The 12,122-nt window shown below is 38.1% G+C and carries 7 protein-coding genes, 1 pseudogene and 1 riboswitch; of the genes and pseudogenes, 6 read left to right on the top strand and 2 right to left on the bottom strand.

Annotation, left to right across the window (positions count from 1 at the left end; genetic code table 11):
* Nucleotides 1-29 precede the first annotated feature (29 nt).
* The 3 genes from AC6HZ4_RS27040 to rlmH all read left to right on the top strand — a co-directional run bounded on the left by AC6HZ4_RS27040 (nt 30) and on the right by rlmH (nt 2,169).
* Nucleotides 30-1,259 (top strand): S1C family serine protease, encoded by a 1,230-nt coding sequence (locus tag AC6HZ4_RS27040; RefSeq protein WP_497493009.1) that lies wholly within the window; start codon nt 30-32, stop codon nt 1,257-1,259.
* Nucleotides 1,260-1,445: 186 nt separating this feature from the next.
* Nucleotides 1,446-1,616, top strand: a complete 171-nt coding sequence (locus AC6HZ4_RS27035) for a CxxH/CxxC protein (RefSeq protein WP_497493008.1) — start codon at nt 1,446-1,448, stop codon at nt 1,614-1,616.
* Nucleotides 1,617-1,689: 73 nt separating this feature from the next.
* Entirely contained in the window at nt 1,690-2,169 is a 480-nt protein-coding gene (gene rlmH, locus AC6HZ4_RS27030) for a 23S rRNA (pseudouridine(1915)-N(3))-methyltransferase RlmH (protein ID WP_497493007.1), read from the top strand.
* A 122-nt stretch (nt 2,170-2,291) separates the two neighbouring features.
* On the opposite strand, the gene ahpF is transcribed toward rlmH, so the two are convergent.
* Together ahpF and ahpC are read right to left on the bottom strand one after the other, a co-directional pair.
* Complete coding sequence (gene ahpF / locus AC6HZ4_RS27025; RefSeq protein WP_497493006.1) at nt 2,292-3,821, bottom strand: alkyl hydroperoxide reductase subunit F; 1,530 nt, start codon at nt 3,819-3,821, stop codon at nt 2,292-2,294.
* A gap of 12 nt (nt 3,822-3,833) precedes the next feature.
* Entirely contained in the window at nt 3,834-4,397 is a 564-nt protein-coding gene (gene ahpC / locus AC6HZ4_RS27020; protein WP_497493005.1) for an alkyl hydroperoxide reductase subunit C, read from the bottom strand.
* A 522-nt stretch (nt 4,398-4,919) separates the two neighbouring features.
* Here ahpC and AC6HZ4_RS27015 point away from each other — a divergent pair.
* The 3 genes and pseudogenes from AC6HZ4_RS27015 to AC6HZ4_RS27005 form a co-directional block, all read left to right on the top strand.
* Nucleotides 4,920-5,135: pseudogene (locus tag AC6HZ4_RS27015) on the top strand (PhnA domain-containing protein); the annotation flags it as partial.
* Between the two features lie 645 nt (nt 5,136-5,780).
* A complete protein-coding gene (locus AC6HZ4_RS27010) occupies nt 5,781-6,317 on the top strand; it encodes a hypothetical protein (protein ID WP_497493004.1) in 537 nt (178 codons plus the stop codon).
* A 445-nt stretch (nt 6,318-6,762) separates the two neighbouring features.
* Nucleotides 6,763-6,855: riboswitch (cyclic di-GMP riboswitch) on the top strand.
* Between the two features lie 83 nt (nt 6,856-6,938).
* Entirely contained in the window at nt 6,939-12,020 is a 5,082-nt protein-coding gene (locus AC6HZ4_RS27005; protein WP_497493003.1) for an OmpL47-type beta-barrel domain-containing protein, read from the top strand.
* Nucleotides 12,021-12,122 lie beyond the last annotated feature (102 nt).

The following is a 12,122-nucleotide window of genomic DNA, read 5'->3' as shown; positions in this document are numbered from 1 at the left end:
GATGTTTTCGGAAGGATAGGTGAGCAAATATGTCTTTTTTTGATGAGCATGAGTACGAAAGCAAGGAACGAAGAAGAGGAAAAACAGGGCGTTTTAGTAGAAATGTTATAATTTCAGGTTTAGCGGGTGCGCTTGTAGGTGCTACCTTGTTTGCTTTTGCTGTACCAACCTTTTCAAGACTCAGCATGCCTCGAAATGAAGAACAAGTACAGGCGCAAGCAAAAACAAGTGAAGTGAAGTCATACGCGGCTCCGCTCACGCAAAACGTCGCATCGAATACAGATGTTCGTTCAGGCTTTGTCGGTGCTGTGGATAAAGCATCAGCAGCTGTTGTTGGAGTGATTAATATTCAGCGAGACAGCTTCTCGGAGGAAGATGCTGAGGCAGGAACCGGCTCAGGTGTGATTTATAAAAAGACAGATGGAAAGGCGTATGTGGTCACAAATCATCATGTTGTAGAAGGGGCAAATCGCATTGAGGTGAGCCTAAGTGATGGTAAAAAGGTATCAGCAGACATTTTAGGAAGCGATGTTGTAACTGACTTGGCTGTATTACAGATGGATGCGAAGTATGCGGCAAAGGTTGTTGAGATTGGGGATTCTACTAAGGTGAGACGCGGCGAACCTGCTATCGCAATTGGAAATCCGCTCGGTTTAGAATTTTCTGGAACAGTTACACAAGGAATTATTTCAGCTACTGAACGTATCTTGCCTGTAGACTTAGATAATGATGGCCATTATGATTGGCAGGTTGAGGTACTGCAAACTGACGCTGCAATCAATCCTGGAAATAGCGGTGGGGCGCTTGTGAATGTAGATGGGCAGCTTATTGGCATTAACTCGATGAAAATTGCTACAGAGGCAGTTGAAGGCATCGGCCTTGCTATTCCGATTTCACGAGCGCTTCCTATTATTAATGAACTAGAAAAGACCGGTAAGGTAAAACGCCCATACCTAGGAGTAGAGCTTCGTTCACTTAACGAAATCCCTACCTACTACTGGGATAAAACATTGCAGCTGCCGGCCGATGTAACAGCAGGTGTATGTATCCTAGATGTGCGAAGTCCGTCTCCAGCTGCAAGAGAAGGACTGCGTGAATATGATGTCATTGTTGAAATTGACGGTAAACCAGTACGTGATATCATTGAGTTCCGTACAATCCTATACGGCAAGAAAATAAATGATACAATGAACATTGTCTTCTATCGAGGTAATCAGCAAAAAACAGCAAAAGTAAAGCTTGCTGAAGAAAATTATTAAAACAGGAGAGGCTTCTCTCCTGTTTTTGCCTGTGCTTTAAGGAAATGCAACCTCTGGTATAAGGTTATCAACACCCTTTACAAGGATGGTGTTGCTTCTCTTTTTAATAAGATAAGAACGCATTCCTGTTTCAGGGCATCTTTGTTTTTCTTATCATATTATCATGTGGATAAGTGAGGTGAAAGAATGAATATTGCTTGTTGTCAGGAACATGTAGAGCTAGCATTAGATATCATTGTAGACGAATTTGAAGTAGCTCCAGTTATCCACAATGTTATCAACAGTGAAGATGAAAAAAAAACCTGTGAATACTGTCAAAACGATGCGAAATATATCGTCTCAAGTGAAATAAAATAATAAAACCTGTGGATGAAAAGTGTGGATATGTTGATAACTTTTGTGGATAAGGTGTTTGTAAGGTGGGAATTTTGTGAATATCTCAATCATATCAATTGGTAAACTAAAGGAAAAATATTTAAAGCAAGGAATAGATGAGTATTTAAAACGCTTATCCTCCTATGCAAAGGTAGAAATTGTGGAGCTCCCGGATGAAAAAGCTCCTGAGAACTTAAGTGAAGCAGAGATGCTGATGGTCAAGGAAAAGGAGGGAATCCGAATTCTTGAAAAAATCAGTGATGATACACATGTCATTGCTTTAGCTATTGAAGGGAAAATGAAATCATCTGAGGAGCTGGCTAAGGATTTAGATCGTCTTGCTACATATGGAAAAAGCAAAATTGCGTTTATTATTGGGGGTTCGCTAGGTCTTAGTAGGGATGTAATGAACCGTGCGAATGATACCTTATCTTTTTCAAGGATGACCTTCCCCCACCAGCTGATGCGGTTGATTTTGTTAGAGCAGGTGTATCGGGCGTTTCGGATTAATCGTAATGAACCGTACCACAAATGACGTAAATTTTTTGTAAGTGCACTACAACCGGGATACGTAATTGCAGAACGAGGCAAGCTCCAGAAAAGAAAGAAAGTCGCTTTACCATCGGTCAGATAGCGAAGCGACTTTCAAAAATTTCATTAATTTCGGATTAGATAATCGAATGCACCTAAAGCTGCAGTAGCACCTGATCCCATAGAAATAATAATTTGCTTATATGCACTATTCGTACAGTCACCTGCAGCAAACACACCAGGGATGTTCGTAGCGCCATGGCGATCTACAACGATTTCACCGAAGCGAGTACGTTCAATTGTTTCACCTAGCCAATCCGTATTTGGTACAAGACCGATCAAAACAAACACGCCCTCTAATTCAATATGCTGAACTGCTCCTGTCTCACGCTCAACGTAAGTAATACCGTTTACCTTGTCAGTGCCGGTAATTTCTTTTGTTTGAACATTCTTTAGAACAGTTACGTTAGGCAGACTGTAAAGACGCTCTTGTAATACAGCATCGGCTTTCAGCTCTGGCATAAACTCAAGAACAGTTACATGTTTTACAATGCCTGCGAGGTCAATCGCTGCCTCAACACCAGAGTTGCCGCCGCCAATAACCGCTACGTGCTTTCCTGCAAATAAAGGACCGTCACAATGCGGGCAATATGCGACACCTTTGTTCTTGAATTCTGCTTCACCAGGTACACCAACGTTGCGCCAACGAGCACCTGTTGAAATGATTACAGTCTTGCTCTTTAGAACAGCGCCGTTTTCGAGTTCAAGTTCGATAAGGTCCTTCTTTTCTAAACGTTTGGCACGCTGTAAGTTCATTACATCAATGCCGTATTCCTTTACATGCTCCTCAAGACTTGCTACGAGCTTAGGACCTTCCGTATATTTCACACTGATGAAGTTCTCAATACCCATAGTGTCCATAACCTGACCGCCAAAGCGTTCAGCAACAATACCTGTACGAATGCCTTTGCGTGCTGCATAGATTGCCGCACTTGCTCCGGATGGGCCGCCGCCAACAACAAGCACATCGTATGGATCCTTATCAGCAAACTCTGATGCATCCGGAGCGGTACCCAGCTTTGAAAGGATTTCTTCAAGTGTCATACGGCCGCTGCTGAAGAATTCAGCATTTAGGTAAACAGATGGCACTGCCATAATGTCTTTGCTTTCTACTTCTTCTTTGAATGCCGCACCGTCAATCATGGTATGTGTAATACTAGGATTGAGAATACTCATCAAGTTCAGTGCCTGCACAACGTCAGGACAGTTGTGGCAGCTAAGGCTGATGTAAGATTCAAAATGATATTCACCTTTAATGCTTTTAATTTGATCAATTATCTTCTGCTCAACCTTTGGAGCTCTTCCGCTAACCTGCAGCAGAGCCAATACTAATGAAGTAAATTCGTGTCCTAAAGGGATACCAGCAAAAGTTACCCCAGTATCTTCGCCGACACGATTCACACTAAAGCTTGGTGTTCTCGGTAATTGGGTTTGTTCTACCTTAATTTGGGGTGACATGGTGGCTAATTCATCCACTAGAGCCACCATGTCACGAGATACGTCATCGGATCCTGCGCTAACTTTGAGCAGCACATCGCCCTCCATCAGTGGAAGATATTGGGCTAATTGTGCTTTGATATCTGCATCTAGTATCATTGATTGTTCTCCTTAAATCTTTCCTACAAGATCAAGGCTTGGCTTTAGTGTTGCAGCACCTTCCTGCCATTTAGCCGGGCAAACTTCACCTGGATTGTTGCGGACATATTGTGCAGCCTTAATCTTATTAACAAGAATGCTTGCATCACGGCCGATGCCGTCTGCATTGATTTCAACAGCTTGGATGATGCCGTCTGGGTCGATGATGAACGTACCGCGAGCAGCAAAGCCTGTTGATTCATCCAGCACATCAAAGTTGCGCGTGATTGTTTGTGTAGGGTCACCAACCATGATGTAAGTGATTTTACCAATAGCTGGGGAGCTATCGTGCCATGCTTTATGTGTAAAATGACTATCTGTGGAAACGGAATACACTTCAACCCCAAGTTCCTTTAGAGTTTCGTACTGGTTTTGCAGATCCTCAAGCTCAGTTGGGCACACGAATGTAAAGTCTGCCGGATAGAAGCAAACTACACTCCACTTACCTTTTAGGTTTTCTTCAGTAACCTCGATAAACTCACCATTGTGGTAAGCTGATGCTTTGAATGGCTTTACTTCAGTTCCAATTAGAAACATAATTACTCTTCCTCCTAAATGTGGTTTGAGAATTATAAATAGTTTGTTTAGGGATACAGTAAAAACCCTAATTAACTATAATAATTATAATTTAATATTTATTATTATATAGAAGTTACTTTTAGTCAAGAGAAATGTTCTGCTTAACTATAATAATTATAATTCAATATCAATTATTATATAGAATTTATTATTTCGTCAAGAGAAATGCTCGGTTCAGTTCTATATAGGCAATTACAGATAAGAATGAATGTACTTGCTTATAAATGGAAATTTACATTTCTGAATTATCAAGTGTCTTGGAAATATGTAAAGGTTCCTTGTACTAAAATTGATACAATAACGGTAAAGTCATTGTTGTCTTGGCCTAAAATAACAATAAATTTGGAGGGCTAAATGTAGACTTTTTATAAATTTCATCGCTAAATACGTTACAATGAACTGTATTATGAAAATATAAGGTTTTTATGTTTATTAAACATCTATTCTATCAAAAGTACTAAATGATGGAGGAAGGCAATTATGTCTAATTTGCTAAATTGCCCAAGATGTTATCCAATATATACTTATGGAGATGGAAGTCTTTTTGTTTGTCCAGAATATGCATATGAATGGGCTTTAGAATTAGAAACTGAAAATAGTGAAGGTCAAAAAATTATCAAAGGTGCTAAAAATGTTTTAAATGACGGTGATGCTGTAACAGTAATTAAAGACCTTAAAGTAAAAGGAAATCCATCCATCTTTTGTGTTAAAGTGATTTCTAATTGTAATATAAATTGAGCTAGGCATTAAGCCTTGCTTTTTTTGGATTCAATTCAGTAGTTTTTCATTAGTATATTCTTCATATTATTACATAAAATAACTCCAAAAAATTTCATTCTAATTGAGGTCCATATATGCTGCTTTTCGTTTTAGCACTAAGTGTTTTTATTACTGTATATTTGATCAAAAAAGTATTCTCCCTTTCTCCTTATTTTCATTGGTTGGAGATTTTTAGTGTAACATTCTTTTTTCTAGGCTTTAACACTTGGGCATTTGCCTTTTATTTGGCAGGGTATTCTTCCTTGGATTTAACGGAAAAGTATTTACCGTTCGCAATCCTGATAATCCATTTTATTATTATGTATCCTCTATTGTTTGTATTTGTACTTACTTTATTTAAAACAAAAAAGTCGAAAATCATCTGTTTTGGGTTGTTGATTCTTTGGTTAATAGGATACGAAGTGTTAATACTAGTGGATGTTGAAGTGGGTATCCTCATAATACGTGGTCCATATTGGATTCCTTTACTGATTACCCAGTTTTACAATTTGGCAACCACTATAGCTGCGATAATTTTCATGAGAAAGTTGTCTAGGAGAATTCATATAGAAGGAGAAAACAATGAAAATGATCGAGGAGATGTTTCATAATTTTTATAATCCCATAAAGCCTGTTACCTTTGATAAAAATGAGATGTACACCTTAGTAATTACCATTTTAACTGTAGGTCTAGCTCTTTATATTTATAAAAAGCACCGTATAATGAGATTAACTGAAGCGTTAGCGCTAATTTTATTTAATGTATACCTTACTTCTTTACTTGAGTTTATATTGGCAATAAAACCAGTTGATTTATATGATACCATTGATCGAAACAACGGTGAATTGTTTGATTTCCTCTTAGAGGTAGTAACCTATCCTGTAACGATCTATATATTTATGCACTTTTTCTTAGTTTGGAAGATGAAAAAGTCTAATTTTGTTATCCTCGGAACCGCTGTACTTGTCCTAATGGAATGGATTTCTGAACAATATTTTTCGTTATTTACTTACAAAGGCTGGAAGCTGCTGTACAGCATTTTCTTCTATATATGTATTCTTACAGTTAACGTTAACCTGATGAGTTGGATACACAAGAAAGCGACGATTTCTAATTAATGTAAAAATAGGTGTGCTCTATTTTTAAATATTTATAAAAACCGCCTGTTAACATGTAACGATGAAACGTACGATAAATGAATGAGGTTCTCTAATATAATCACATGATAATTAGAGAATGAATTTAACCTAGAAGAGAAGTACAGGATAACTTCTCTTTTTTTGGTTTATATATACATAAGATCAAGAATGAAGAAGAAATAGTTGATTTCCCAATAATGAATAGCGCACCCTTTATATGTAAGGGAATGCGCAAATGAAATGAATCAATCTGTATCATGTATTGAGATTTGTCCTAAATCCAAGTTTTTCTAATAGATAGTAATCATCTATATATATTATACTTAATCTATATAGATTATATTTAAAATGGGGTGGTATCAAATAAACTGTTCTTGAACATAATCAGAAAACTGGATTGAGACCAAAAATTATTTTATTTAAAAAGTGAAAAGGGCAAATCATGGGAAACTGTGAGACGCAAAGCTATGGGCCTGAACCACATAAGATTAAATGTGGATGGCAGCCGGTTACCACAAGAAGTCATAGGTAAACGTTTCTATGAACCTTCTTCGGGTTCTTTTTTATTTGCCTTTTTTACACGAAAGGTAGGACCATTGTATGGTTAAAAAAATGTTTAGTATTCAGGCTTTTTTAGTAGTGATGATGCTTATGTACCAATTGGTTTTTCCGATTGGACAAACAATCGTATCTGCTAACAGCAGTATGCTGCCTCCTAGTAATCTAGCTTTTCAATCAATAACACCTGATGATGGAAAGCTGACATGGAGTGCAGTATTTGGAGCAACTGGATATAAGGTTTATGAAATTAAGGACGGGCAGATCATTCTGCTAGGAAGTACAACGGCAATAAGCTACAGCCTAAATGATCTTCCAGAAGGATTCCATAAATATGTTGTTTCAACTTTAACCAGTGAAGGGGAATCTGGTCCTTCTGCACCGGTAAATGCAGAAATTGTTTACCCTGAAATGCAGGCACCGTCAGCACTAAAGGGAACTATCCAAAATGGTAACGATATTGTTCTTAGCTGGGGCTCATCCCAATATGCTCAAAAGTACAATATTTATCAAATTTCAGGATCAGGGGAAAGAACACTTTTAACATCAACCACAGCAACAACTTACATCAAAGTAAATTCAGCAGAAGGCTTATATACCTACTCTGTCTCTGCCTATCATGCTCTTTACGGGGAATCCCCTGATGCTGCCCCTGTCAAAGTAGAAGTAACCCATCCGGAGATGAAGCAGCCGTCAAATCTTTCCTTTACAATTACAAATGGCACGGATGTTAATTTAAAATGGCAGGCTGCAGATTACGCCACTAGCTATAGGATCTATGAGGATATTGACGGACAGCTTGAATTGAAAAAGACAGTAACCGGAACAAGTGTTACGTTCAGCAACTTACCGGCGGGGGACTATACTTATAAGGTTTATTCCTATAGTGACCGTTTTGGACAATCTACAGAAGGCAGCCAAGTTTCCTTAACGATAGGTCCAATTGTTATGGCACCGCCAAGTAACGTAACTTATAAAATTCAAAACATAAATGATGTAGTTTTGAATTGGGAAGCCGCCCCATATGCAACCGGGTATAAAGTTTACGAATTGAATAATGGAGAAAGAACTTTAAAAAGCACAGTAACAGGAAAAACAGTCACGTACTCAATGCTTAAAGCCGGTAATTACGAATATGAAGTTCATTCCTATAGTGACCGTTTTGGGGAGTCTGAAGCAGGGTCTAAAGTATCCTTTAGCATTGATACTGTAAAGATCTATCCTCCTGAAGAACTTTCTTATAAAATTCAAAACGGAAATGACATTGTTTTAAATTGGAGTACTTCGGAGAATGCTGTAAATTATAAAGTCTATCAAATAATTGATGGACAAAAAGTCTTGAAAAATACAGTAACAGGAACATCTGTAACCTTTACCAATATGCCAGCGGGAAATTATCAATTTGAAGTTCATGCAAATAGTACCCGTTTTGGAGAATCAGAGGATGCAGCACAAGTTTCTTTTACTCTTGAGCAAATCAGTTTGAGTGCACCAGAAAGTGCTAAATACGAAATTAAGAATGGGAATGATATTGTTCTCAACTGGGATTCTGTAGGGTATGCAACAAGCTATAAAGTCTATCAAGTTATCGATGGGAAGAAAGTATTAAAAGCAACAGTATCAAATCCTACTGTCACACTCACTAACCTCTCAGAAGGAGATACTATATACGAAATTTATTCTTATAGCAGTCGTTTTGGTGAATCAGAAAAGGGAACCAGTGTTAAAATTTCCTTAGTTTATCCAAAGATGGCTCCGCCGGCAAATGTTATTCAAACTACTATAAGCCCAACTTCTTTCACATTAAGCTGGAATTCTGTTGAATATGCAACAAGTTATAAAGTCTACCAAATTGTGGGTGGGCAGAAAGTGTTGAAAAATAATGTAACAGGTACAACTGCTTCTTACTCTAATGTGCAGCCAGGTGTTTATAAATATGAGATTTACTCTTATTCCACTCGTTTTGGTGAATCAAAAGAAGGTACTCCTATAGAAGTAACCTTAAGTAGCCAGACATTATCAGCACCTGAGAATGTATATTATAGTATTTCAAATGGAAATAACCTTACATTGAAATGGGGCTCTGTACAATACGCCGCTAGCTATAATATTTATCAAGTAATCGCTGGGGTAGAAGTATTAAAACGTACAGTTACAAGTACAAATACAACTTTTGTAGATATGCCGGAAGGGGAGTTCAATTTTGTAATCAGAGCTTACTCACTCCTTTTAGGGGAGTCCCCTAATGAAGCAGAAGTAAAGGGCTCCATAGACTTCCCTGTTATGGCAAAGCCGCAAAATTTGACGCACAGCATTCCAAATGGAAATGATATAACGTTAAGCTGGGACGTAGTACCTTATGCCACAGCTTACAAGATCTATCAAGTTGTTGATGGAGAGAAGGTTTTAAAAAAGACAGCAATGGGAACTCCAACCACATTTACAAATATGCCGGAGGGTAATTACCAATATGTGGTGCATTCCTACAGTGATCGCTTTGGCGAGTCTCCAGAAGGGAGCACACTGGAGTTTAATCTAACTTGGCCGATCATGCAGGCTCCAGGTAATCTTACAAAAACGATTACAAACGGTAATGATATAGTCTTAAAATGGAATTCATCTGCTTATGCAAAGGAGTATAGAGTCTATCAGATTGTCGATGGACAAAAGATTTTAAAACAGACAGTAACGGGGACCACAGCTATATTCACAAATATGCCAGAAGGTGATTATGAATATGTGGTGCACTCTTACAGCGGCCGCTTTGGCGAGTCTCCGGAGGGCAGCGCACTGGAGTTTAACCTAACTTGGCCAATCATGCAGGCCCCAACTGTAAGTGGAAGTATCTTTAATGCTAATAATATTAACCTTACCTGGAAGGCTGTAACATGGGCAGATGGATATCGGGTTTACAAGATGAATGGCGATAATAGGGAATTAATTTACAAAGGATCTGCCTTAAGCTATAAAGTTTATAATTTAACGGAGGATATCCATTCGTTTGAAGTAACAGCATATAGTAACCGCTTTGGCGAGTCGGTTCCATCTGAACGCTTTGATCAAAAGATTGTGTATCCTATTATGGAATCACCAACCGTTTCCCTGAAATTATTAAGTGGAACAAGTGCACGAATTTCATGGGATTTTGTCACATATGCAAATGGTTACAATGTATATGAAATTATTGAAGGAAAACCAGTTCTTTTGGTTAAGAACCTGAACAATCTATCATACGAGGTTCAAAACCTTTCGTACGCAAATCATGAATATTATGTGACAGCTTACAGTAACTCATTTGGGGAATCTAAACCATCAGAGACCGTAATTGCTAAATTAATTATTGATACTCAGGCGCCGGAAACAAAAATGAATGCACCGGCACAATGGGTTAATGAAAATCAATTGATTACACTTGAAGCAACAGATAATGAAGCAGGAGTAGCCAAAACGTATTATTCCATTAACGGCTCAGAATATGTAGAGGGTACCTCCTTTGTAATAGAGAAGGAAGGAATTAATAAGATTTCCTATTACTCTATCGATAAAGCAGGCAACAAAGAGGAAGTTAAAACGGCAGAGGTAAAAATTGATAAAACTGCGCCTAATACTTCATCTAGTGCCCCGGAAACATGGGTAAATGAGGATGTAACGGTAGTTTTAACAGCAGAAGATGAAAACAGCGGGGTAGCAAAGACGTATTATTCCATTAACGGTTCAGAATATACAGAGGGAATCTCCTTTGTGGTAGAGAAAGAAGGAATCAATAAGATTTCCTATTACTCGGTTGATACAGCAGGCAACAAAGAGGAAGTTAAAACGGCAGAGGTAAAAATTGATAAAACTGCGCCAAATACTTCATCTAGTGTCCCGGAAACATGGGTAAATGAGGATGTAACGGTAGTTTTAACAGCAGAAGATGAAAACAGCGGGGTAGCAAAGACGTATTATTCCATTAACGGCTCAGAATATACAGAGGGAACCTCCTTTGTGGTAGAGAAAGAAGGAATCAATAAGATTGCTTATTACTCGGTTGATACAGCAGGCAACAAAGAGGAAGTTAAAACGGCAGAGGTAAAAATTGATAAAACTGCGCCAAATACTTCATCTAGTGCCCCGGAAACATGGGTAAATGAGGATGTAACGGTAGTTTTAACAGCAGAAGATGAAAACAGCGGGGTAGCAAAGACGTATTATTCCATTAACGGCTCAGAATATACAGAGGGAACCTCCTTTGTGGTAGAGAAAGAAGGAATCAATAAGATTGCTTATTACTCGGTTGATACAGCAGGCAACAAAGAGGAAGTTAAAACGGCAGAAGTAAAAATTGATAAAACTGCGCCAAATACTTCATCTAGTGTCCCGGAAACATGGGTAAATAAGGATGTAACGGTAGTTTTAACAGCAGAAGATGAAAACAGCGGAGTAGCAAAGACGTATTATTCCATTAACGGCTCGGAATATATAGAGGGAATCTCCTTTGTGGTAGAGAAAGAAGGAATCAATAAGATTTCCTATTACTCGGTTGATACAGCAGGCAACAAAGAGGAAGTTAAAACAGCAGAGGTAAAAATTGATAAAACTGCGCCAACAGTTTCTGTTCAACTAGAAGGAGAATATGAGCTTGGTGCGAATTTTACATTGAATTACTATGCGGATGATAACCTTTCAGGGATAGCTGTAGAAGAAGTTACACTTAATGGTAATTCTTATAAAAAAGGTGACCAGATTACTTTAGATCAACCAGGTGAGTATAAGCTTAGCATTAAAGTGACAGATGCTGTCGGGCTGTCAACTGTGGTAGAAAAAACATTTACCGTCTATATTCCGGTTACCCTTGAGATATTGCCAAAAGTGATTAAAGGGAATAAAGGAATCTTTACTGTGAAAGCAACATTACCAGTGGAATATCAATCGTTTTTATTTGATGTTTCCTCTGTAATGTTAAATGGGGTATCAGCTGCAGCTGGTAATAAAGGTCTACAAAATCAAGCTGAAAAAGGCCATTTTAAATTTAATCGCGAAGAATTTGTTTGGACTACAGGTGAAGTGAATCTTGAATTCCGAGGATATATAGATAATCAATTTTTAGTGGTTGGTAAGACCACGGTTGAAGTCAAAAAATAATCTAAACGAAAAAGGACGTCTCATGTGAGATGTCCTTTTTCTCTTTGTGATCATGTTTATTGCAGGCCAATGATTTCAGTTTGTGCTTATAAATCAAAATAC

The sequence above is a fragment of the Ectobacillus sp. OTK genome (genome assembly GCF_059698935.1).
The sequence above is the reverse complement of the archived record's forward strand: the minus strand, read 5'-3'. Positions and strand labels throughout refer to the sequence as shown.